Below are 23,042 nucleotides of genomic sequence, written 5' to 3'. Positions count from 1 at the left end.
GGGGACAAGCACATCAGGGCGATACCACCCAGGCAGCCACGCCGCCCGGCGGGAGTGTCGCACTGCCCAGCACCAGTGGCACACCCGCCGGCACAGGAAGCTTCGCGGCACCTGGGCCATGATTGGTGGCGAATTGCAAGGCGCCACGGCGGCGCAGGCGCAGGCCCGGCGCGTGTGCGCAGAGCGCCATCGTCTGCAGTCCGGCCCGGTGGGCGGCGTCCTGCATCCACTGCTGGAGCAGGTCGTCGTTGACCAGCGTGGCATGCAGGTCGGTGCGGCCCGACGTCACGCGGGCGGGCCAGCCGTCCTCGCAGCGCTCGAGCACTTGCACCTCCTGTCCTTGCGGGGTGGGGTCAAGGTCGATCAGGTCGCGCCATTGCAGGCTGTGGCCCACGGTCACGCCGGCGTCGGTCCGGACGGCGTACGCGCGGCCCGGTCGCATCGACTCCACCGCGCGGACCCGCACCGGCAGATGGGAGCGCAGCGGGCCCGGGGGCAGTGGGGTGGCAATGGCGAGGCCCGCCGTTTTGCTGCCGGCCCGGGGGCCGGCGACGATCACACCGCGGCAGTCCTGCAGCCGCTCGGTCAGCCTGTCGCAGACATGGAGCGATTGCGGCAGCACGACCAGCGCATACGCCGACAGGTCGGCGTCCGGGCTCACCACGTCCACATTCAGCCCCAGCCGGCGCAGCGCGCTGTAATAGCGGATGGCGACGCCGAAGCCGACCATGTCCTTGCCCTGCGGCTGGATCTGGGCCATCCACAGCGACGGATAGTCGAGCACCAGGGCGACGTCGGCGCGGGCCGTATCGAGCATCGTCGCGGACAGCGCCGCCGTGAGCTGGTCGATCTCCTTCGCGACCTGCGCGGCTTCCTCACCGCCCACGTCGCGCACGCCATCGGGCCGGTGCAGGCCCGAGTGCATCTGCTCCTGGCCGTACGGCAGCTGGCGCCAGCGGAAGTAAGACACCAGCTCGGCCCCATGCGCAAAGGCCTCCCAGGTCCAGGCGCGGACCATGCCCGGCAGCGGCAGCGCATTCCAGTCTGCCCAGTTGACCGGGCCGGCCTGCTGCTCCATCACCCACAGGCGGCCATGGCCAATGCCTCGGTAGAGGTCGTGATGGAAGGCGCTGATGTCCGGATGGCCGGTGCGGGCCCATTGCTGGCGCTCGGTTTCGGAGAGGAAGGTCGCGGCGGTGTCGACGTGGCCCAGCGGATAGCTGTCCCAGGCGGCGATGTCCAGGTCCTGGCCCATCTCATGCTGGTCGAACTCCCCGAACAGGCCCATGAAGTTGTGCAGCACCGGACGGCCCGGCGCATGGCGGCGCAGCAACCCCACCTGCATGCGGTTGTAGCGCACCACCTGGTCGGAGGTGAAGCGGCGGAAGTCCATGGCATGGGTCGGCAGGGCGCTGGTGGGCTGCCCCACCGGAAAGCCGACATGCTCGAAGCTCAGGAACTGTACGCCCCAGAAGGCGGTGCCCCAGGCCTCATTCATCGCCTCGATGCTGCCATAGCGCTCGGCCAGCCAGCGCCGGAAGGCACTGAGGGCAGCGGGGCTGTAGGAGAGCGTGGTGTCGTGACAGCCGTACTCGTTGTCGGTCTGCCAGGCTACGACCGCCGGATGCTGGCCATACCGCTGGGCCATTGCGGTGACGATGCGCTCGCTGGCGGCCCACATCGAGGGGCTGGAGAAGCAGTAGTGGCGACGCGCACCGAAGGCCTTGATACGTCCGTGGGCATCCACCGGCAGCACGTCCGGATGGGCGTCCACCAGCCACTGCGGCGGCGCGGCCGTCGGTGTGCCCAGGACGATCTGCAGTCCGGCGGACGCCAGGGTGTCGATGGCAGCGTCGAGCCATTCCCACTCGAATCGACCCGCGGAGGGCTCCATGCGCGACCAGGCAAATTCGGCGATACGGACGGTGCTCAGACCCATCTCACGCATCGCGCGGGCGTCTTCGGCCCATCGCTCGCGCGGCCATTGCTCGGGGTAGTAGCAGACGCCCAGGCGCAGGGGCGCATTCATCGGGTTCGCAGGAGGGCTGGAAGACATGTGTGGCTCAGTGAAAAGCTGAGTGGGAAGCTCAGTTAAGCGATTAACTCGATTGGAGCAAGCAGCCGGAGCGATGTCAACGACAAGTGAGGTACAGACTGCGCACCTGCGTCAGGGCGCCGGGATACGGCCGCGCTCAGCCGCGTACAATCGCCAGCGCCGGAACCACGGGCGTTCTGCGCCATTCACGCGGGGTTTTCAGCGCTTTCATACCCGTTGGTTCCCGTCGCTTCTTGGTGCTAACCCTCATTGCCCCGGGTCGGTCCGCTTGGTCTACTTCTTCGAATTAATCGCTTAACCTGCCAGACCCAAGTTTTGGGGGCAGCTCAAAACACGTGAGTGAGACATCCCTTTCGGTGGTCGTGCCTGTGCCGGCCACCCTGGCTGCGCCTGAATCCGGCTTCCTGAACCTCGGCCACCATCAGCATCCCACCCGCCGGATGGAGGTCAACAGCCGGTATCTCAGCCTGGACGGTCGGCCCTGGATGCCGGTGATGGGCGAGTTCCACTACAGCCGCTTCCCGGAATCTGAATGGGCGACCGAGCTGGCCAAGATGAAGGCCGGCGGCGTGGACATCGTCGCCAGCTACGTGATCTGGAATCACCACGAGCCTGTCCAGGGGCAGTGGCTCTGGCAGGGGCAGCGCAACCTGTCGCGCTTCATCGCGCTGGCGGCGGCAGCCGGCCTGCTGGTGTACCTGCGTCCAGGCCCCTGGGTGCATGCGGAAGTGCGGCTGGGCGGATTCCCCGACTGGTTGCCCGGAACAGGTCCGCTGCGCTGCAATGATCCGGTGTACCTCGGGCATGTGAAGCGCTTCTACGATCAGATCGGCGCGCAAATCCAGGGCCAGTTGTGGTGCGACGGCGGGCCGATCGTCGGCCTGCAGCTGGAGAACGAATACGGCTTGACCGGGCCCGGCGCCGGCAAGGAGCACATCGCCGAGTTGAAGCGCCTGGCCATCGAGGCCGGCATGACGGTGCCGATCTACACCGTCACCGGATGGCCGACGCTGGACATCCCGCCCACCGAGGTGCTGCCGGTCTCCGGCGCCTATGCCGATGGTTTCTGGCAGGGCTCGCGCGAGGCGCTGCCGCCGTCGGGTGTGTTCCTGTTCAACACCCGCCGCGTGATCGGCGAAATGGGCAATGTCGACGGCACCCCCGCCGCCGGCCTGATCGACACCGAACACTATCCGTTCTGCCTGGCGGAAGCGGGTGGCGGCATGCATCAGAGCTACCACCGCCGTCCCGTGATCAGCACCGAAGACGTCTATGCAACGACACTGGTGCAACTGGGCTCTGGCGCCAATCTCTACGGCTACTACATGTACCACGGCGGCACCAATCCGGTCTGCGAGACCGGGCCGCTGAACGAGACCCAGGCCAGTGGCTATCCGAACGATGTGCCGCAGTGGGGCTATGACTTCCATGCGCCGCTGGGCCAGTACGGGCAGGTGCGTCCGTCGTGGGGCCGTCTGCGTCTGCTGCATCAGTTCATGCAGGCGTTTGGCGACACCCTGGCGCCGCTGGTGGCCGTTTTGCCAGAGGCGGGTCCGCTGGATCCGGCGGATCGCAGCCATCCACGGGTGTCCGTGCGGGCGGTCGGTGCGCAGGCCGCGTCGCTGGAAGGTTTTGTGTTTGTGAATCACCATGTGCGGCACCATCCGCTGCCGGCCATGCCGGGCCGCCACTGGAGGCTGCAGACGGCCGGCGGCGACAGTCTGCGTCTGCCATCCACCGGCAGTGTCGATCTGCAGCCCGGTATGGCTTTCATCTGGCCGGTGGGTCAGCGGCTTGGATCGCTGCGCATGCGGCAGGCGACGGTGCAGCCGTTGACGCGCTGGACCGACACCGACGGCTCGGTCACCTGGGTGGGCTTTGCCATCGAAGGTGTGGCGGCGGAGGTGGTGTTCGACGCGGCGGGCCTCTCCGCCGTCAAGGCCTTCGGTGCGAAGGTGGAGACGCTGGACGACGGCGCGACCCGCGTGCGTCTCGTGGCCATGGAGGCGCCGCAGTTGTTGGAAGTGACGGCCGAGGACGGCTGCGTGCATCGCGTGCTGGTGCTGTCGCAGGCGATGGCTGCGGAAACTCAGTGGGTGACGCTGGGCGGACGCCCCCGGTTGGTCCGCAGCAGCCACGCCGCATTCATCGAAGCGGCAAACAAGGACGCGAACACACCGGCGGATGCGTCCGCTGGCGGGCAAGCGCCTCGCCTTTTGCGCCTGCAGCGGTCGGCCAGCGAAGCTGGCGCCTTGTGGATCTATCCGGCGGACGATCTGGGTGGATTGCGTCACACCGCCGGGGTCACCTGGGCGGCGTGGACGTGGGCGGCGGAGTCCGCGCGCACTTGGACCTTGCAGCCGTCTCTGGCCCAGGCGCCCGGACAGCCGCCGCAGATCCAGTGGGGGCCGCACATCAGCTGGCGCGACGGTCCGGTGCCCCTCGTGCCGGACGAAGCAGCGCATGCGGCGGAGGCCCGTTGGACCCTGACCTTGCCGCCGGCCGCGCTCGACGCCTGGCGCAGCGCACCGGAGCAGCGCCTCTGGCTGACGCTGGACCTGGTCGGCGACGTGGCCCGCCTGCGGGTGGACGGCCAGATCGTGGACGACCGCTTCTGCGACGGCAGCCGCTGGTGGATCGCGATCGACCGCTGGGTCGGGGCCGGTCAGGCGCCGACGCTGGAGATCGACCTGCTGCCCATCGCTGCGGACCTGCCGGTGTTCCTCGAACCCGCCGCCCGTGCAGCCGGTGGGGGCGCCGTGCTGCGCGCAGCGCAGCTGAGCCTGTCACGCACGGACCGCGTATCGCCGCTGGCGGGGAGCTGAAGACATGGCATCGGTTCAACTCGACCGCATTGGCAAGACCTATGTCGAAGGCGGTGTGCCCACGGTCCATGAAGTGTCGCTGGACATTGCCGAAGGGGAGTTCTGCGTGTTTGTCGGCCCGTCGGGCTGTGGCAAGTCGACCCTGCTGCGGATGATCGCCGGCCTGGACACGATCACCAGTGGAGAGCTGCGCATCGGCGGTCGCCGTGTGAATGAACTGGCGCCGGGCGAACGGGATGTCGCCATGGTGTTCCAGAGTTATGCGCTCTATCCCCATCTGGATGTGGCGGACAACCTCGGCTTCGGCCTGCGCCTGGCGCGGGTGCCCAAGCTGGAAGCCCGCAAGCGCATCGAGGAGGTGGCGCGGCTGCTGCAGATCGACCATCTGCTGCAGCGCAAGCCGCGCGAACTGTCCGGCGGGCAGCGGCAGCGGGTGGCGATCGGCCGTGCGCTGGTGCGTCAGCCGGGCGTCTTCCTGTTTGACGAGCCGCTGTCGAATCTGGATGCGGCGCTGCGTCAGCAGACCCGTCTGGAGATTGCCCGGCTGCATCGCAGCCAGGGGCGGGCCTGCTCGATCTACGTGACCCACGATCAGGTCGAGGCGATGACGCTCGCCGACCGCATGGTGCTGCTGCAGCCGCCACCGCCCGGGGCCACCGAGCCGCAGGCGAGCGTCGCGCAATGTGGCGCGCCGCTGGCGCTGTATCACCGGCCGCGCAATCTGTTCGTGGCTGGATTCCTCGGCTCGCCTCGCATGAATTTTCTGCCTGCCACCGTGCGTGCGCGCGGCGGCGACGGGGTGCATGTGGCGCTGCAGGACGGGGCGGTGCTGTCGCTGCCGATGCGGCCGGACGCCGTCTCCGTCGGCGATGCCGTGACGCTGGGCGTGCGCGCCGAGCATCTGCGGCCGGCGACGGGCAGCGACCCGCGGCTGACCGAAACGCTCTCCAGCCAGGTGCAATGGATGGAGCATCTGGGCGACCAGAGCCTGGCCTACCTGACGGGTCCCGGCGGTTCGCTGGTGCTGCGTCTGCCCGAAGGCGCTGCGACGCCGCAGGTGGGCGATGCGCTACCGGTGGCGGCGCTGCGGGACGAGGTGCATTTGTTCGACACCCGAGGAGATGCGGTGCCGCGTCTGCAGGATGAGGTCGCGCCATGCGCTTGAAGGGCGAGGACCCACAGGGCGGTACGGACGGACGGCCGCAGGACGACCGGCTGATGCCGGGCCGCCGGCAATGGCTGCGCGCAGGCGCGGGCCTGGGCCTGCAGGCCGGGCTGGGTGGGGCGCTGGCGACCTTCGCTGGATCTGCCTCCGCGGGACTGCTGGCCGGGCATGAGCCGCTGCGCATCTGGATCAACGGCGACAAGGGCTACGAGGGCATCGTCAGGATCGGCGAGGTCTTCACCCGTGACACCGGCATCGCGGTGCGGGTGGAGCATCCGGAAAACGGCGTTTCGAAGTTCGAGCAGGCCGCTGCGGCCGGCAAGGGGCCCGACGTCTGGATCTGGCCGCATGACCGCGCGGGCGGGTGGGCCGCTTCCGGGCTGATCCGGCCGGTGGCGCCGTCGCGGCGACTGCGGGAGGCGATCAATCCGCTGGCCTGGTCGCCTTGGCGCATCGGCGGGCGGACCTGGGGGTACCCGATCGCCATCGAAACGGTGGCGCTGATCTGCAATCTGGACCTGGTCGAGCGCATTCCCCGCACCTGGGAGGACGTGTTCGAACTGGACCGCCGCCTGCGTCCGTCCGGCCGCCGGGCCATCATGTGGCCGTACAACGAGTTCTACTACACCTATCCGCTGATGTCGGCCGGTGGCGGCTTTGCCTTCGCACGTCGTGACGACGGCAGCTGGGACGCCGGCCGCAATGGCATCGACACGCCGGGTACACGCCAGGGCATGGCGCTGCTCAAGCGGTTGGTCGACGAAGGCGTGGTGCCGCGCACGGCCACCTATGCCGAAAGCGAAGCGGCCATCAACGAGGGCCGCGTGGCCATGACCATCAACGGGCCCTGGGGCTGGAACAACCTCAAGAAGAGTGGACTGCGGGTGGCCGCCGCACCGCTGCCGTCGCTGCAGGGGCGGCCGGGTCGGCCGATGGTGGGGGTGCTGGGCGCGATGGTCTGTGCGGCCAGCCGCCAGCCGCTGCTGGCCACCGAATTCATCGAGAACTATCTGCTGAGCCTGGACGGCCTGCGGGCGATGCAGGCGCATGTGCCGCTGGGCGTGCCCGCCAACCGGACGCTGTTGGCGGAGCTCAAGCATGACGCACTGGCCGCCGGGACGGCCGCAGCGGCAGAGCAGGGGGAACCCATGCCCAACATTCCGGAAATGGCCCGTTTCTGGACCGCAATGAATGCGGCGGTGCAGAGCATCACCCAGGGCCGGGAAGGCGTGGACGAGGGACTGACCCGCGCCGCCCGGCGTGTGGCCGGACAGGGCAACGGCACCACCGGAACCGCCACAGCCGCAACCACCGCCACCGCCATCCACGCCGTCACCGCGCCCACCACGGCATCCGCATCCGGGCTGGGATCGCGGGGCGGATCCGCATCCGGATCGGCCTTCATCGGCGGGGAGGCCTGCTGATGCGCGCGCTGAGCTGGGGCCTGCACGGCCTGAATCTGCTGGTGGTCCTCGGGCTGCTGTTCCTCTGTCAGCAACTGCTGCGCGGCCACGAAGCCGCGTGGGCGATGGCCGTGCTCGGTCTGGCCGGGCTGCTGGTGATGCTGCAGTTCTCCAAGCGTCTGCAGGCGTGGCGGTATGTCACGCCGGGTGTGCTGGCTGTCGCCGTGTTTATCGTGCTGCCGATGGGTTTCACACTGGGCATCGGCTTTACCAATTACAGCTCCGCGCACCTGCTCTCCTTCACCCGGGCCACCGAGGTGCTGCTGCAGCAGACGGACAGCGAAGGTCGTGGCATGGACCTGACGCTGTGGAAGCAGGGCGCGGACCAGGGCCGCGATGACAGGGGCGGCGCGCGCCGGACCGGTGTTGGCAGCGGTGCCACGTACACCGCGACCCTGGTCGACGACGATGGGAAGGCCTGGCGAAGTGAGGCGTTCGTTCTGGCCGACGTCGCCAAGGGTGTGGCGCTGAGGCCGATGCTGGACGCTGTCGACGTGGACCTGGACGTGGACGTGGACGGAGGCGCTGGCGGCGCCACCGACGGCTCACGCGGCGGTGCCGGCGGCAGCTCCAACGCCGGTGACATGCGCGGCGCACCGAGCGTTGCCAAGCGCGGTCCGCGCGGAGTGACCCAGGGTGCCGCCGACGCCGACGCCGACGCCGACGCATCGACTGGGAGACCTGCGAGCGGCCAGAAGCTGGACAGCCGCGACGTCGTCGCGCTGCTGCCGCAACTGCGTTCGCTAGTGCTGCGTACCCCGGATGGGCGCAGCTGGCGCCTGTCCAGCCTGCACCGCATCACCGACCAGAAGCCGCGTTATGCGGTGAAGGGTGACGGCAGCACGGCGTCGTCGGACGTGGACCACCTCATCGACCTGCGGGACGGCCGCATGCTCACCGCCGACCATGCGGCCGGTGTCTGGCGCGATGCCCAGGGCCGCGCGCTGGAGCCCGGCTTCCGCACGACGGTGGGCTGGGCCAATTACGCCCGCATCTTCGGCGACCGCCAGTTCCTGGAGCCGTTCGGCCGGGTCTTTGCCTGGACGGTGAGCTTCGCGACGCTCAACACTGTGCTGACCTTCGCCCTGGGCCTGTTCTTCGCAGTGGCCCTGAGCTGGCCGGCGCTCAAGGGCCGGTCGGCCTATCGCATCGCGCTGTTTTTGCCGTATGCGGTGCCGGCGTTCATCTCCATTCCGGTGTTCCGCGGGCTCTTCAACGAGAACCTGGGCGAGATCAACCTGGTGCTGGACCTGTTCTTCGGCGTGCGCCCCGGCTGGTTCAGCGACGCCACGCTCGCCCGTGCGATGGTGCTGACGGTCAACACCTGGCTGGGCTATCCGTACATGATGATCCTGGCGATGGGCCTGCTGAAGGCCATCCCCGAAGATCTGTACGAAGCCTCCGCCCTGGCTGGCGCCGGACCACTGACCAACCTGTTCCGCATCACGCTGCCGCTGGTGATGCGGCCGATGGCGCCGCTGCTGGTGGCGTCCTTCGCGGCCAACTTCAACAACCTCACCTTGATCGCGCTGCTGACCGAAGGCGCGCCGGACTACCTCGACACGGTGGTGCCGGTGGGGGCCACCGACCTGCTGGCGTCTTACACCTACCGCATCGCCTTCAACGACGGCGGCCAGAACTACGCCCTGGCCTGCGCCATCTCGTCGATCGTGTTTGTGATCGTGGCGTTGCTGGCCTATGTGAATCTGCGCTTCTTCGGCGGCGCCAAATCGGGCGCGCGAGCGGCCCGCGTCTGAGGAGATTGACATGCCGATGGTGATGACCTCTTCGCAGCGCTGGCGGGTGCTGGCCCTGCATGCCTTTTTGCTGGTGTTTATCGTGCTGAGCCTGCTGCCGCTGGTGATGATCGTCTCGATCTCGCTGCGCCCGGGCAACTTCGCCGGTGGCAGCCTGATTCCGACGGAGATCAGCTTCGAGCACTGGCGCCTGGCGCTGGGCCTGCCCGTGACCGACGCGCAGGGGAATGTCACGCAGCCGCCGTTTCCGGTGCTGCAGTGGATCTTCAATTCCCTGAAGGTGGCACTGGTGAGTGCGGCGGTGTGCCTGGTGCTGTCGGTGACCAGCGCCTATGCCTTTGCCCGCATGCGCTTCGCCGGCCGGGAGGGCACGCTCACCGCGATGCTGCTGCTGCAGATGTTCCCGTCGGTGCTGGCGCTGGTGGCCATCTACGCCATCTTCGACCGGCTCGGCGACTGGGTGCCGTGGCTGGGCCTCAACAGCCACTGGAGCCTGGCGCTGGCCTACACCGGCGCGGTGGCGCAGCACATCTGGCTGGTCAAGGGCTACTTTGAAAGCATTCCGCCCGATCTGGAAGAAGCCGCCGCCGTGGACGGCGCCAGCCGCTGGCAGTCCTTCGTGATGGTGCTGCTGCCGCTGGCCAAGCCGGTGCTGGCGGTGGTGTTCGTGCTGGCCTTCCTGGGCGCGATGATCGAGTACCCGGTGGCCTCGGTGCTGCTGCATGACGAGCAGCAACTGACGCTGGCGGTGGGCTCCCGGCTGTTCCTGTTCAACCAGCGCTACCTGTGGGGCGATTTCGCCGCGACCGCGCTGCTGGCGGGCCTGCCGCTGACGCTGATGTTCCTGCTGATGCAGCGCTGGCTGGTGGCAGGTCTGACGGCGGGAGGCGTGAAGGAATGAGCCCGTGGGATCAGAGCGTTGGCGATTTCCTGCTCCCGGCAGACCGGCGCGACCGGCCGTCGGTGCGCTGCGCTGACGCGCCCGAAGCCTGGACCCTGACCGGCCCCGAAGGCCTGCAGATCCGCGTGCTGGGGCTGGGGGCCAGCTGGGTGGGTTGCCGCGTCCCGATGCGCGATGCTGCCCAGCGCGAAGTGCTGCTGGGCTTTGACGATCTGGATTCCCAGCGTCGCAATCGTGCCTACGTCGGCGCGACCATTGGACGCTGGGCCAATCGCATCGCCGGTCAGCGGCTGCGCGCGGGGGACCGCAGCTGGGCCCTGGCGACCGAGCCGGGCGCGAATCATCAACTGCACGGCGGACCGGGCGGCTTCCATCAGCGCGAATGGACGGTGCTGGAAGCGGCGAGCGATCGCCTGCGGCTGGGGCTGCAATCCGAAGACGGCGATCAGGGCTTTCCGGGCGATCTGGCGGTGGAGGTGCTGTATCGGCTGCTGCCGGGCCTGGTGGTGGAGATCGACTATCGGGCCCGCCTCGGAGGCCACCGATCTTCGCCCGTGGGACTGACCAACCACGCCTACTTCCAGCTCGATGGACACAGTGACCGCGACGTGCGCCAGCAACGGCTGCAGGTGTCGGCTTCCCGCGTGCTGCCGGTGGACGGCCAGGGCCTGCCGACCGGTGCCCCCGAAGCGGTGGAGCGCCATGCCTCGGGCCGTTGGGACTACCGGGGCGGACGCACCATCGGACAGGCGCTGGACAACGCCTTCCTGCTGGATGAGGGCATTGCCAGCATGGCCCGTTGCGCGGCGACCCTCAAGTCGGCGGACGGTCTGCTGGCGATGGACCTGTTCACCACGCTGCCAGCCCTGCAGGTCTACACCGGCGAATTCCTGGGCAGCGGCACCCGCGGCTGCCAACCGGAATGGCCGGCCTTCAGTGGCATCGCGCTGGAACCGCAATACCTGCCCGACAGCCCGCACCATCCCGAATGGCCACAGCCGGATTGCTGGCTGCGCCCCGGGTCGGTGTGGTCGCATCGCATCCGATATCGCTTCCGGCCCTGACGATCTCCGTCCGGGCTGTCTGCCTCCGATTTCCCCTCAACACAACCACCACAGGAGACAAGGGAATGAAGAAGAGAACGTGGACACGACGCGAGGCCCTGCGGCGGTATTCCCCGGCGCGAAGGTGGTGCTGCACCTGTCCAATGGATATGACAACTCGCTGTTCCGCTGGTTCTTTGACGGAATGAAGGCCAACGGCGCGAAGTACGACGTCATCGGCATGTCGCACTATCCGACGTCGAGCAACTGGAGCTCGCTGAATGCGCAGCTGTCGACCAACATGGCGGACATGGTGTCGCGCTACAAGAAGCCGGTCATTATCGCGGAGACCGGCATGGACTGGCAGCAGGCAGCGGCGTCAAAAGCGATGCTCGCTGACCTGCTGAACCGGGTGGCGGGCCTGGGCAGCAACGGGCTGGGGGTGCTGTACTGGGAGCCGCAGGCGTACCCGGGCTGGCAAGGCTACACCTGGGGTGCGATGGATGGCTCGGGCCGGTTCACCAGCGCGCTGGATCCGTTCTGATTGGCTCCATATCGGCTTCATATCAGCTCCATTCACGGTGCCAGCTGTGCACAAAAGAGCCCCCAGGGCCTGAGTGGCGCTGGGGGCTTTGCTTACCAACCGTAATAGGACTTCTGGTTGAAGCAGGTGGCACTTTGCAGAGCCTCCGGTGACGAAGTCGACACCCGGGCATCCCACACATTGGTGGCGGCGCGCACGCGGGTGGCCTGGAGGTCTGGCATCTTCTGGTTGAAGTAGGCCGTGTAGGCGTTGTAGTAGCTCACACGCTGCGGCGGACCGTTGTGCCAGGACGCCGCCCCGTTGCATTCCAGACCGCCATTGACGATGTTGATGATGCTGCCGATGCGGAACGCCATCACCTGCTCGTCGGTCGTGTCGCCGGCGGCCACCGGACCGGTGGCTGCGCCCCGGACCGTCAGCCCGGTGCGCAATTGCGGCAGACCCGTGTCGGTGCCGCTGGTCGAGATGTGGGTCATGTCGCCATACAGGACGTCATGCGACGAAGGCTTCTGGCCCTGCGGCGTCATCCAGAACCAGATGCCGGAGAGGATGGACAGGGCGCCATTGCTGGCCACCAGGTCCGGCCGCTGCAGCAGCGTGTCCGGGGCGGTGATCACGTCCCGCATCAGGCCGCTGTCGTAGAGCCAGCGGGAGAAGGCGCCATAGTTGTAGTTCCAGGACAGCTGGATGACGCCCCGCCCATGATAGGAGCGGCCCGGCGCCGGCGGGAAGGCCGCCGAGCCGGTGTCCACGTAACCGATGGCCGGGCTGGTGCCGTCCGGGCGGCTGCTGTAGCCGACTTCCTCGACCCAGTAGAGGCCGCCCTTCCAGACGTTCATCGTCGTGCCGTTGTCGTCGTTCAGGGAAGTGATCCACGGGGCGGGCGCGTTGGACCACGACCCGGACGTCTCACGGGACGATTTCGCCCAGAACACCAGGAATTCCTCCGCCTGCTGCTTGAGCGTGCCTTCGTTGAGGAACTGCTTGTAGCCATTGGCTTTGGCCCAGGCGTTGTACTCGAGCACCGCGCGACGGAAGGCCGCCAGCTGGAAGGTGTCGGTGCTGCCGTCGGGCTGCGCGAACGGTGCCGTATTGCGGGTGCCGCCGTTGACGTCATAGCGGCCGGAGCGGAGTGGGAACAGCCAGTCCCAGTCTTCGACGGTGACGCGACGCAGGAAGGCGTAACCTTGGGCAGGCAGGTCGGCGCCTGGGGTCAGCGCAGGCGCCTTGACCGGGCTGGCGGGCGGGATGTCCGCCGTGACCGGGGGCACGATGGGTGTGCCTGTAGGCAGGGGCGGGGCCTGGGTGCCGCTTTGCGGCGGAAGCTTGTCAGTACGGGGCGGCGGAGGGGAGGAGGAGGCTGCAGGAGCAACCGGGGTGGGAGTCGAGTTGACGCCGGAACCGTTGCCGGTGCCATTCACATCGTCGTTGCCGGTGTTGCCGGTGTTGCCGGGATCTGCGCTGGTCGGGTCGCCGCTCGAAGGACGGGTCGGCGCAGCGGGGCATGCCGCCAACGCCTCCCAGGGCGTCTCCCACGGCTGACTGACTGCCGTGGTGGGATCAAATCCTTGCGTCCAGTATTTGGCCTTGTAGCACTGGCGGCCGGACGATGTGTCCACCGTCACCACGCTGCCGCCGACGTACGCGGCCGTGCCGAACCACGGCGGAGCGGCTTCCACCGTCGCAGAGCCATCTGGCTGGATCAGCTGGACGGCGCCCACCTGTTTCCAGGGGCCGTCACTGCTGACGAAACTGGGCGCGTCCCCCTGGGTCCACCAGGCGTTGATGAAGGTGGCCTCTTTCAGCTGGCCGTTGACGGTGGCGCGGTAGGTGACAAACGTCCCCGCGGTCGCGTAGGTGGTGCTGGCGGACCAGGGCTGCGCCGTGGAAGCCGAGCTGGCAGCGGCGGTGGGCGCGGCTGTCGCCAGCGTCATTCCCAGGCCCAGGGCACCATTGAGCATCACCGCCGCTGCCAGCGCCAGCGCCTGGCGATGCCGGCGCAGGGTGCGCGGGGGGCGCGTTGAAGCATGCGTTGAACCGCATCGGTGGCCTTGTGCAGGACCTTTGTTGTGCAGCTTATTGGCCATGGAGCGCCTCCCCAACCTGGTTGTATTGCGTCAGGGCGTCCTGGTAGGAGCCCGGGCCGCTCGCCGCATAACGGGCTTGCGGCACCACCGGAATGGCGGGGGCGGTGCGGGGCGCTTCGGCGATGCCTGAGGGCGGTGCCGGCGTGCCCGGTGCCTCCGTGACCGAGCCGCCGCCGCCGCAGGCGGACAGCAGCGCAGATCCGATCAGTGCCGTGGCACCGAGGAAGACGCCGCAGAGGGACGGAGACCGCGAGAAAGTACGCGCCCGGGACGGGCGGGTTCGGGGGGATTCGGCGTGGGCAGACGATGGCAGAGACACCATCGCACCGCACCAGGGGGAGCTGGGTTTGGACATGAAACTTCGCTGAGGGAGGAGTGAGAAATGAGGAATGACTGGGCTCGCCGTCACACGGCGGTGGCTCGTCATGCTCCGTTTTCTCGCGTCCCTGCGCGAGAGCTTCTTTGTGCGTCTGACTCGCTGAACCTACCTCTCTACTGCTAATCGCCAGCCTGCTTTTGTAGGACGTGAAAAGGCCGGCCCTCCATCGCTGGAGAGGCCGGCCAGGCTGGGCAGGGGGCGCTAACTCGAACGGGTCAACTGATCGGGAGGATCCCTGGCAGGATCACAGCTCCGCACGCAGGCTGATCGCGAACCGGCGGCCGTCGGCGTAGGTACCGCGCGGCAGGTTGTAGTCGCTGAAGTAGCTGCGGCGCACGGTGTTGGTCAGATTGTTGCCTTCCAGCGCAATCTTGATCTTGTCGGTCAGCGAATAGCTGATGTAGGCGTCCACCATGCCGTAGCCCTTGACGGTCACCGAGGTGAGGGCGGTCACGCCGTCGTTGGTGGGATAGCTCAAGCGCGAGCCGACCGCATATTCGCTGCGCCAGTTGTAGGCCAGGCGTGCGGAGAAGTCGCCGTAGTCGTACATGCCCACCAGGTTGGCACTGCGCTTGGACAGGCCTTCCAGCGGGGCGGTGCGACCGTTGATCGAGCTCGGTGCGGCGCTGTCCACATAGGTGAAGTTGGCCTGCAGCCCCAGGCCTTTCAGGAAGCCGGGCAACTGGTTGAAGAAGCCTTGATAGCCCACTTCCAGCCCGCGAATGCGACCGTCGTTGCCGTTGGTCGGCGTGCTCATCGAATAGGTGGTGCCGCCAATCGTCACCTGCGACACGCTGTTCTGGATGAAGCCCTGCACCTCCTTGTAGAAGGCCGCGCCGTAGACACTGTCGCTCTTGCTCAGGTAGTACTCCAGCGTCGTGTCGACCTGGTTGGCGCGCAGTCGCTCCAGTTCCGGATTGCCCTGGTAGCCGGTCTTGTCATTGACATTCAGGCTCAGGCTGGGGGTGAGCTGGTCGAAGTTGGGACGCGTCACCACGCGCGACAGACCCAGACGCGCCTGCAGGTCAGGACGCAGTTCCAGGCGCAGGTTCAAGCTGGGCAGCCAGTCGGTATCGCTCTTGGAGAGGTTGACCCGTTCGGCGCTCAGGTTGGTGAAGTCGCGCTCGACCCGGGTCCGCACCACCCGCAGGCCCACATTGCCGGTCAGCGGCAGGCCGGCCAGGCTCGTGTCCAGATCACCGGCGCCATACAGGGCACCGCCGCGCTCGCGGTAGTTGAAGGTCTGGGCCGGGTCGAAGGTCGGGACCGACAGATCGAAGGTGTCACGCACCGCCGAGGCATTGCGCAGCCAGTTGGTGTCCGTCACGCCCAGCCATTGGCGCGGGATCTGGCCGGCACCGGCATCCTTGAGCAGGTCGTTGTTGGGCAGCAGGCCGACGCTCGGAATGTCGCCGAGCTTGAACATCCAGATGTCGTTGATCGTGTTGATCTCGGCGCTTTCGGCGCGGCGATCGTTGATCCGCACACCGCCGCGCAGCTTGGTGATGATGCCGGCATCCACCGGCTTGTCCACGTCGGCGCGCCAGGCGGTTTCACGGCCGGTATTCTTGATGCGGAAGTACAGCGCCTTGTCGGTCCAGTAGTTGGCCGGATTGTCCAGCGCCGAGGTCTGCGAATAGGCCGACGGCAGCTTGGTGCTCAGGTCGAAGGTGTAGGTGGCGGGGTCGTTGGAGAAGGTGCCCAGGCGCACTTCCTGATAGAAGCGGTCGAACTTGCTGCGGGTGTGGCTGATGTCGCTGCGCACAACGGCGTCGGACACCTTCCATTTGCCGGCCAGCGACAGCTGGTCGATGCGCGTGTTTTCGTCCGCCACCGAGCTGGAGCTGCTCATGCTCGCGCCCCAGAAGGTGCCCGAGACAAAGCGGCCATTGCTGTCGGTCTTGACCTCACCGTTCGGCCACAGCTGGCCCTGGTTGGCGGTGCTGCTGAAATTGGCCCAGAACGGCGATGCGTAGAGACCGTAGACGTCCGTGCGGCTCTTGAGCTGGGTATGGGTGTAGTCCAGCGTGTATTCGCTGCGGGCGTCGGGGCGCCATTGCAGGGCACCATTGACGGCCTTGCGGTCGCGTTCGCCAAATTCATAGGCCAGCCAGTTGCCCAGCGGGGCGACAGTGCCGGACCCGTCGGCCAGAGCGGCCGGATTGTCCAGCTCCTGGGTGTCTGAGCGGTATTCGCGCTTCTGGGTGGAAACGCTCACCAGGGCGCCGAACTCTCCGGCGTCCAGCTTCCAGCGGTTGGACACCAGCAGCGAGCCTTCGGCATTGTTCTTGTCCGCCAGCTGCGCGCGGCTGCCCTTGACCGATCCGGCCAGCTTGAAGCCGGCGAAGTCGAAGGGGCGACGGGTCCGCAGGTCGATGACACCGCCAATGCCGCCCTCGATCAGGTCGGCGGTCGGGGTCTTGTAGACGTCCGCGCCAGCCAGCAGTTCCGACGGCACGTCCTGGAATGACAGGCCGCGCTCCTTGCCGGCGGTGAAGATCACGCGGCCGTTCAGCAGCGTCTGGGTCTGCTGCAGGCCACGCACCTGCACCCGGTCGCCTTCACCGCGGTTGCGGGAAATCTGCACCCCGGTGATGCGCTGCAGCGCCTCCGCCACGTTGGCGTCCGGCAGCTTGCCAATGTCGTCCGCGACGATGGAGTCCACCACCTGCTCGGCGTTGCGCTTGATGTCCTGCGCACGGATCAGGCTGGAACGCTGGCCCTGCACCACCACGGTGTCGAGCTTGCTGCTGTCACCGCTCGCGGGTGCGGCCTCCTGCGCATGCAGGGCCATCGGGCTCAGCAGGGCGGCGCAGGCCAGGGCGACCGGCGCCAGGGTGGGCCGTGGGCTGGGACGGGGCAGGGAAGCGGTCATGGTGTTGTCTCCGAAACTTGAGGGAACTCGTTCTTGTTGGGGAAGGGGGTCTGGTGACGGACCCGGATACGGGGTGGGGATCGATGGTCAGGGGGACGGGCAGGGCGCCGCGTCGCGGAAAGCCTTCAGCGCGGGCAGGGCGCGGCCTTTGTCGTCAAACAGCGTCTGGTTGGCCCAGGCATTGCCCTCTCCGGTGCGCCAGCCGGCGCCCGGCACATCGAGCCAGGCGGGCTCCCACCAGAACACGCCCAGGCCTTCCGGCACCGACGCGACGGCCTGCACCAGTTCCCGAAGCATCGTGGCCTGACCTTCAGGCGTGGCCGGGTAGCCACCGCGGCGGGCGCCTTCTTCATTGAAGACGGCGGGGCCGCTGCCCGGGTGATCGGCGCGCCAGCCATAGGCGGTTTCCACCACGACCAGCGGCTTGTGATAGCGGTCCGACAGGTCGCGAAGGTTGGCGCGCAGCGCGTCGAAATTGTCGTGGTGATAGGGATACCAGCTCAGGCCGATGATGTCGTAGTCCAGTCGGGCGGCTTCGAACTGGTCGTAGACGCGGCGGAACATCTCTCCGCTTTTGCCGTCGCCCTGATGGGCCAGGTGCAACATGATGGGCAGCCGGCTCCCGCGCAGCGCATCGGTCGCCCGGACGCCGCGGATGCCGGCACGCAGCAGGTCGATGAAAGCGTCGTCGCCGCCGATCTTCTCGTCGGGCGTCTCGCGCCAGGTCTTGCCATCCGGCCAGAGCATCCCGCCATTGATCTCGTTGCCCACCTGGATCATGTCGGGATCGGTGCCTTGATCGTGGAGGGCCTTGAGCACTCGCGAGGTATATCGTTCAACCTCATGGACCAGGGCGTCACCATGTAGCCGGGCCCACGCGGCGGGTTTGGCCTGCTTGCCGGGGTCGGTCCAGAAGTCGGAGTAGTGGATGTCCAGCAGCAGCTTCATGCCCTGCTTGCGGATACGGCGGGCCAGGGCCAGCGTGACGTCCAGGCCGTTGTTGCCCCCGCCGACCGGTTCACCGTGGCGGGAGATGAAGCGGTCACCCTCCACCACGTCCGCCGCATTGATGGGGGTGTGCCACAGGCGCAGGCGGGCCCAGTTGATGCCGGCGACGCGGAGGATCTGGAGCGCGGTGCCAGAGCGGCCATCCGCGGTGGAAAAGCGCGCGCCGCCGCGTTCCACGACGTCCAGGGTCGAGACATCGGCACCGAGAATGAAAGACTTCGCGTACCTGGTCGCCGGCTGCGCCAGACATGCGGCCGTCGTGGCCTCGGAGGCCGCTGCGGGAATGGGTTCGGCGATCCGGCCGGCGGCCGATGGGCTCGCGGGTGAAGTCGCTGATGCTGTCGTTGATGCAACGGCATGAGCGGGCAGCAGCGGACTTGCCAGCCAGGCGCTGCCGGCCAGGACCAGACGGCGGCGGTTCAGGGGCGCGCCAGGTCCGCTTGTGGGGGCGACCCGGGTCGGCTCAGTCGTCGGGATGCGATCGCTCAAGGTTGTCTCACTCCGCGCATGTCCCGTGGGTCATGCTGTCTCGTTCTGGGGCACCATCATAGGTTAATCGATTAACCTGACGCTAGTGTCCTCGATTTGCGCCGGGGCACCATTGAGGGGTTTCCCCATGGGCTGGAAAGCCACATTGGGGCGGCGGGGCGGCGCCGTGCACCGTCCTGGACCGGCCGGAAAAGGCTTCAACGCCAAATCGCGGTGAACGGACGGGCGACCCAACACGCGAAGGCATAAAGGCGGAGCTTGCGTGAGATTTCATGCCTGACCTGTGGCTGACTTTTGCAGAGGGTGCGAAATGTGTGTCAGCCTTACTGTCGAGGGATCCGGGCGTATTCGCTCGGGTCAAGACCCCCGGGGGAGGGGGAACTGTGCGAGTCGCGGTTGGTAACAACTTGCGGTAACAACTGTTGCGCCACTCCCCCCTCTGGGTTCCCCCTTCTTAGGGGGTGTTTTGTCCCCCTGCGGGCCTAAGATGCGCCCTTCTCCGGTGCAAGAGGGGTTGCGATGTGCAAACCGGAGTTGGGTACATCGCTTAAGAGGGGGCCCTATGGAAGGTGTTTCTGATTTCCGTCAATTTGCGGGTTCTGTGAATGGTGGCTTTGCCATGTCGACCATGACTGTCACGCGTCGCGTGCTGCTTGTAGATGACCATGAACTGGTCCGTGCGGGTATCCGTACGCTTTATCAATCGTTGGATGAAATTCAAATCGACTGGGTCGAAGCGTCTTCCCTGCAGGAAGGCCTTTCTCACTATGGCGATGCGTCCGAGGGTTTGGGCTTCGATGCGGTGTTGCTGGATTTGAATCTGGGCGACTGCAAAGGATTGCAGGGGCTCCGCCAATTCATGGAAGCCTATCCCCAAGCGCGGGTGGTGGTTTTCAGCGGCACACAAGATGAATTCGTTGTGCGCCAGGCGCGGGCCCTGGGTGCCGTCGGCTATTTGCCCAAGGGCGCGCTGATGGCCGAGATGCGCAGCACGCTGCGTGCGCTGCTGTCCGAGCAGCGCCGGGCGGCACCGACCGGATCGATGTTCCCTCGCTTCCCCACCTCCGCCATGTATGACCGGGTGGCCGAACTGGGCCCGCGGCATCTGGAGATTCTGGAGCTGGTGCTGTCCGGCTGCAGCAATCAGGAGATCAGCAATTCCACCCAGTTGTCGCTGGGCACGGTGAAGAACTACGTGTCGTCGCTGCTGCTGGCGCTGGATGTGAAGTCGCGCTCCCACATGATCAGTCTGTTCCGCTGAGCCCTTGACCGAGCGAAAGCGCAGACGGTCGTCTGAATCCGGCGGCTCCGGCCGTTTCGTGGCCGTGGCCGGCCGCGCGGCGGACGCCGAGGACAATCAACAGGAAGGCCGGCGCCGAGAGCGCCGCGCCATTGTTCGCCGCCTTGAAGATGCGGCGTTCGATGAAGCCTGGGCGCATTGGCCCTGGCTGCTGGCGGCGGTGGCCTTGCCCCTGCTGGTGTCGCTCAACCGGCGGGAACTGACCTCCGGGCTCATCATCTGGCTGGTGGGCGTGGCCGCCCTGGCCACCGGTTGTGTCTGGACGGCCCGGCGCATGTCGCACCGGATGTCCCGGCCGGCCGCCCGCCACTCCCTCGATCCGCGCAAGGGCCGACGCATCCTGATGTTGCAGGGCATGGGCTGCCTGTTGCTGCTCAGTCTTCATCCCTGGATTGCCGAAGCGCCGGGCGCCCGGGCGCCGCTGGCCGGCCCCCTGCTGGCGGCGGCCTCCACCGTGCTGGCGGTGCTGCTGGCCCCGATGGGACGCGGCGCGGCAGCGGTGGCCCTTTTGCCGGCTTCAGAAGGACTGGCCCGCCTGGTGCTGGACGGCGCCCTGGAGCGTCCGTGGCAGGGCGCCGCCTGGTTTGCCGCCGCGATGGCGGTGGCCGGGCTGGCGCTGCTGGAACATCACCGCTGGCACCGCAACCAGCTGTGGGTGATGCAGCGGGACGACCGGGTCAGCCTGCTCGAGCAGGAGCGGGACGAAGCCATGCGGGCCGACCAGGAAAAGAGCCGTTTCCTGGCCATTGCCAGTCACGACTTGCGCCAGCCGGTGCATGCGCTCGGGCTGTTTGCCGCCACCCTGGAGCGTCGCCTTCAGGGGCGGGCGGAAGAACCGCTGGTGCGCAACATCATGCGGTCGATCGAGGGGCTGGAGCGGTCCTTCAATGCGATGCTGGACATTTCCCGCCTGGATGCAGGAACGGTCGAGCCCAATATCCAGCACTTTGCCCTGCGCGACCTGTTCAAGCGGCTGCACATGCACTATGCCGGCCAGGCGGAAGCATCCGGTCTGGGCTTGCGGCTGGCGCCGGGCGGCAAGTCGGTCAGCAGTGATCCCCAATTGCTGGAACGCATTCTGGGCAACCTTGTCCAGAACGCCCTGAAGTACACCGAAAAGGGTGGGGTGGTGGTGGTCGCGCGCAGCACGCCGGACCACATCAATCTGGAAGTGTGGGACACCGGCATTGGCATCAAGCCCAATGATCTGCCCCGCATCTTTGCCGAGTTCTATCAGGTCGGTCACGGGGAGCGCAGCCGCACCCAGGGGCTGGGCATGGGGCTGGCCATTGTCAAGCGACTCGCCGCCCTGCTGGGGTACCGGCTGGAGGTGGCCTCCCGCCCGGGGCGCGGCACCATGTTCCGCCTGAGCATCCCGGTCCGGCAGTTGCACGCCGTGCAGGATGTGATTGGCGCGGCCGATACCATTCCGATGTCCGTCATCGAACCGCGTTCGGTGCTGGTGATTGATGACGAGGAACCGATCCGTGAGGGTCTGAAGGTGTTGCTGGAAGAGTGGGGTTACGAAGTCCAGGTGGCGGCGCACGCGGCCGATGCCGAGCGGGTGGCGCGGGAGCGCCCGGAGCCGCCGGACCTCATTCTCTCCGACCTGCACCTGGGCGACGGCCCGGACGGTCTGGACGCCATCCGCGCGGTGCGTGGGGTGTACGGTCTCGCGGTGCCGGCGATTCTCATCACCGGCGACACCAGCAAGGAAGAAATCCGCCGCGCCAACGAAAGTGGCCATACGGTGCTTTTCAAGCCCCTGCAACCCCGCAAACTGTTCAACGCGCTGCGCGGCATGGTGGCCTGACGCCCTACACGGCGTCAATCGCAGTTCCCTCCCTAGGCCCACCGCACGGCGTGGGCGGGCGCAGCCACGTCCCCCTCTAGCGGAGCTTGGGAGATCCGGCTTTGCCGGGCCCCAGCTCGCCCCCTTGGGGGCCGACGAAGTCGGTAGGGGGGGTGAGCCTGGGGGCAACACGGTCAATATGACTTTCGACCACTCCCAAGTCACCAAGGAATCTCTAGAGTCCGGACGTCTAGAAAACGCCGGACACAATGTCTGATATTGATCTCGATCATCTGCTGACCCCTCTTCAGGACGACGCCCCCTGCGGCCCGGACCTGGAATATGACGCAGCCTTCCTCGCCCTGCAGACGGCCGGCGAAGGCAAACCCGAACAGCAGTACGGCGACACGGTCATCCCCGCCGAAGAGCCGGACTGGATCAAGGTCTGGGAACAGGCCCTGGCCCTGGCCGAACGCAGCCGCGACCTGCGCCTGGCCGTCTGGCTGGTGCGCAGCGGCGCCCGCCTCAAGGGCTATCAGGCCGCCCTGCAGGGCCTGGCCCTCATCCAGGGTCTCCTGGAACGTCACTGGGACCATGTTCACCCCCAACTGGACACCAGCGACAACAACGACCCCACGATGCGCATGAACGCGCTGCTGCCGCTGGCCAGCCCCGAAGCCGGTCTTGCCGACCTGAGGGCGGCCAGCCTGACCGGTCAACGCGGCGGCCCTCGCGTGCGTGACGTGGAACTGGCCTTCGGCAACGTCGATCCCGCTCCCAACGAATCAGTCCCGTCCCCCCAGGGCCTGCTCGAAGGGCTGGGCGCGCTGTCCGCCAATGACCCGAATCTGGTGGACCGCCTGCAGGCCGGCCTCACCACGATCCAGGCCATCTCGTCGCTCATCGAGCAGCATCTGGGTGCCGCCCAGGGACCGGACTTCGCCCCCTTGATCCGTGTCCTGAAGCCGCTGGCCCAGGTGGCGGCCCAGTTGGGCGGCGGCACTTCCGCCGCGGCCGATGAGGTCGGCGCCGCCGCAGATCTGCAGGACGGTGCTGCCGGCTCGATGACGATGACCTCGGCGGCCCGCATCGCCGTGCCCGCCGGCGTCATCGCCAGCCGGGACGACGCCATGCGCGCCCTGCAGCGCGTGTGCGAGTGGATTGAGCTGAACGAACCGAGCAATCCCGCGCCGCTGCTGATTCGCCGTGCCCAGCGGCTGATGAGCAAGAACTTCATGGACATCATCCGCGACCTGGTTCCGGACGGCCTGAGCGAAATCGAACGCCTGGCCGGCCGGACCGATGACTGATCCGATGCCCAGCCCCCGTCCCTCCCTTCACAAGAACCACACCGACGC

At 67.4% G+C, this 23,042-nt stretch carries 15 protein-coding genes; 10 read left to right on the top strand and 5 right to left on the bottom strand.

Annotated elements, in window-relative coordinates:
- Nucleotides 1-13: 13 nt before the first annotated feature.
- Nucleotides 14-2,017: a beta-galactosidase gene (locus FHS28_RS03310; protein WP_184294266.1), complete on the bottom strand. Its 2,004-nt coding sequence runs from the start codon at nt 2,015-2,017 to the stop codon at nt 14-16.
- 374 nt (nt 2,018-2,391) lie between these two features.
- Here FHS28_RS03310 and FHS28_RS03305 point away from each other — a divergent pair, with 374 nt between their 5' ends.
- The 7 genes from FHS28_RS03305 to FHS28_RS03275 all read left to right on the top strand — a co-directional run bounded on the left by FHS28_RS03305 (nt 2,392) and on the right by FHS28_RS03275 (nt 11,754).
- Complete coding sequence (locus FHS28_RS03305; RefSeq protein WP_184294085.1) at nt 2,392-4,881, top strand: beta-galactosidase; 2,490 nt, start codon at nt 2,392-2,394, stop codon at nt 4,879-4,881.
- Between the two features lie 4 nt (nt 4,882-4,885).
- Nucleotides 4,886-6,046: an ABC transporter ATP-binding protein gene (locus FHS28_RS03300; RefSeq protein WP_088449100.1), complete on the top strand. Its 1,161-nt coding sequence runs from the start codon at nt 4,886-4,888 to the stop codon at nt 6,044-6,046.
- A complete protein-coding gene (gene malE / locus FHS28_RS03295; RefSeq protein ID WP_246409451.1) occupies nt 6,037-7,470 on the top strand; it encodes a maltose/maltodextrin ABC transporter substrate-binding protein MalE in 1,434 nt (477 codons plus the stop codon). Before FHS28_RS03300 ends, malE begins: the two co-directional genes overlap by 10 nt.
- Nucleotides 7,470-9,266 carry a maltose ABC transporter permease MalF gene (gene malF / locus FHS28_RS03290; protein ID WP_246409450.1) on the top strand — a complete coding sequence of 599 codons (1,797 nt, stop codon included), beginning with the start codon at nt 7,470-7,472 and terminating at the stop codon, nt 9,264-9,266. The genes malE and malF overlap by 1 nt, the downstream gene beginning before the upstream one ends.
- Nucleotides 9,267-9,276: 10 nt before the next feature.
- Entirely contained in the window at nt 9,277-10,167 is an 891-nt protein-coding gene (gene malG, locus FHS28_RS03285; RefSeq protein ID WP_088449101.1) for a maltose ABC transporter permease MalG, read from the top strand.
- Nucleotides 10,164-11,231 carry a galactose-1-epimerase gene (locus tag FHS28_RS03280; RefSeq protein ID WP_088449102.1) on the top strand — a complete coding sequence of 356 codons (1,068 nt, stop codon included), beginning with the start codon at nt 10,164-10,166 and terminating at the stop codon, nt 11,229-11,231. Before malG ends, FHS28_RS03280 begins: the two co-directional genes overlap by 4 nt.
- Before the next feature lie 79 nt (nt 11,232-11,310).
- Nucleotides 11,311-11,754, top strand: a complete 444-nt coding sequence (locus FHS28_RS03275; protein WP_310736730.1) for a glycosyl hydrolase 53 family protein — start codon at nt 11,311-11,313, stop codon at nt 11,752-11,754.
- 92 nt (nt 11,755-11,846) lie between these two features.
- On the opposite strand, the gene FHS28_RS03270 is transcribed toward FHS28_RS03275, so the two are convergent.
- The 4 genes from FHS28_RS03270 to FHS28_RS03255 all read right to left on the bottom strand — a co-directional run bounded on the left by FHS28_RS03270 (nt 11,847) and on the right by FHS28_RS03255 (nt 18,592).
- Nucleotides 11,847-13,841 carry a glycoside hydrolase family 19 protein gene (locus tag FHS28_RS03270; RefSeq protein ID WP_088449103.1) on the bottom strand — a complete coding sequence of 665 codons (1,995 nt, stop codon included), beginning with the start codon at nt 13,839-13,841 and terminating at the stop codon, nt 11,847-11,849.
- Nucleotides 13,831-14,196 (bottom strand): hypothetical protein, encoded by a 366-nt coding sequence (locus FHS28_RS03265; protein ID WP_184294083.1) that lies wholly within the window; start codon nt 14,194-14,196, stop codon nt 13,831-13,833. Before FHS28_RS03265 ends, FHS28_RS03270 begins: the two co-directional genes overlap by 11 nt.
- Before the next feature lie 268 nt (nt 14,197-14,464).
- On the bottom strand, nt 14,465-17,095 hold the full coding sequence (locus FHS28_RS03260; RefSeq protein ID WP_088449105.1) for a TonB-dependent receptor: 2,631 nt from the start codon (nt 17,093-17,095) through the stop codon (nt 14,465-14,467).
- An 87-nt stretch (nt 17,096-17,182) separates the two neighbouring features.
- Entirely contained in the window at nt 17,183-18,592 is a 1,410-nt protein-coding gene (locus tag FHS28_RS03255; RefSeq protein WP_088449106.1) for a glycoside hydrolase family 53 protein, read from the bottom strand.
- Nucleotides 18,593-19,211: 619 nt separating this feature from the next.
- Here FHS28_RS03255 and FHS28_RS03250 point away from each other — a divergent pair.
- The 3 genes from FHS28_RS03250 (at nt 19,212) to tssA (ending at nt 22,994) form a co-directional block, all read left to right on the top strand.
- Nucleotides 19,212-19,853, top strand: coding sequence for a response regulator transcription factor (locus FHS28_RS03250; RefSeq protein WP_088449725.1), 642 nt, complete (start codon nt 19,212-19,214; stop codon nt 19,851-19,853).
- 4 nt (nt 19,854-19,857) lie between these two features.
- Complete coding sequence (locus tag FHS28_RS03245) at nt 19,858-21,705, top strand: ATP-binding response regulator (protein WP_088449107.1); 1,848 nt, start codon at nt 19,858-19,860, stop codon at nt 21,703-21,705.
- Nucleotides 21,706-21,953: 248 nt separating this feature from the next.
- Nucleotides 21,954-22,994, top strand: coding sequence for a type VI secretion system protein TssA (tssA, locus tag FHS28_RS03240; protein WP_088449108.1), 1,041 nt, complete (start codon nt 21,954-21,956; stop codon nt 22,992-22,994).
- Nucleotides 22,995-23,042: the final 48 nt, after the last annotated feature.

The organism is Roseateles terrae, from assembly GCF_014192155.1.
Classification (GTDB): Bacteria; Pseudomonadota; Gammaproteobacteria; order Burkholderiales; family Burkholderiaceae_C; genus Roseateles; species Roseateles terrae.
Note: the sequence above shows the minus strand (reverse complement) of the source record. Positions and strands in the feature narration are given on the sequence as shown.

What these genes read in the sequence shown, in the direction of transcription:
- FHS28_RS03250 (WP_088449725.1), top strand. Translation starts at nt 19,212, where the DNA reads ATGTCGACCATGACTGTCACGCGTCGCGTGCTGCTTGTAGATGACCAT.
- malE (WP_246409451.1), top strand. Translation starts at nt 6,037, where the DNA reads ATGCGCTTGAAGGGCGAGGACCCACAGGGCGGTACGGACGGACGGCCG.
- malG (WP_088449101.1), top strand. Translation starts at nt 9,277, where the DNA reads ATGCCGATGGTGATGACCTCTTCGCAGCGCTGGCGGGTGCTGGCCCTG.
- FHS28_RS03280 (WP_088449102.1), top strand. Translation starts at nt 10,164, where the DNA reads ATGAGCCCGTGGGATCAGAGCGTTGGCGATTTCCTGCTCCCGGCAGAC.
- tssA (WP_088449108.1), top strand. Translation starts at nt 21,954, where the DNA reads ATGTCTGATATTGATCTCGATCATCTGCTGACCCCTCTTCAGGACGAC.
- FHS28_RS03270 (WP_088449103.1), bottom strand. Translation starts at nt 13,841, where the DNA reads ATGGCCAATAAGCTGCACAACAAAGGTCCTGCACAAGGCCACCGATGC.
- malF (WP_246409450.1), top strand. Translation starts at nt 7,470, where the DNA reads ATGCGCGCGCTGAGCTGGGGCCTGCACGGCCTGAATCTGCTGGTGGTC.
- FHS28_RS03260 (WP_088449105.1), bottom strand. Translation starts at nt 17,095, where the DNA reads ATGACCGCTTCCCTGCCCCGTCCCAGCCCACGGCCCACCCTGGCGCCG.
- FHS28_RS03300 (WP_088449100.1), top strand. Translation starts at nt 4,886, where the DNA reads ATGGCATCGGTTCAACTCGACCGCATTGGCAAGACCTATGTCGAAGGC.
- FHS28_RS03265 (WP_184294083.1), bottom strand. Translation starts at nt 14,196, where the DNA reads ATGTCCAAACCCAGCTCCCCCTGGTGCGGTGCGATGGTGTCTCTGCCA.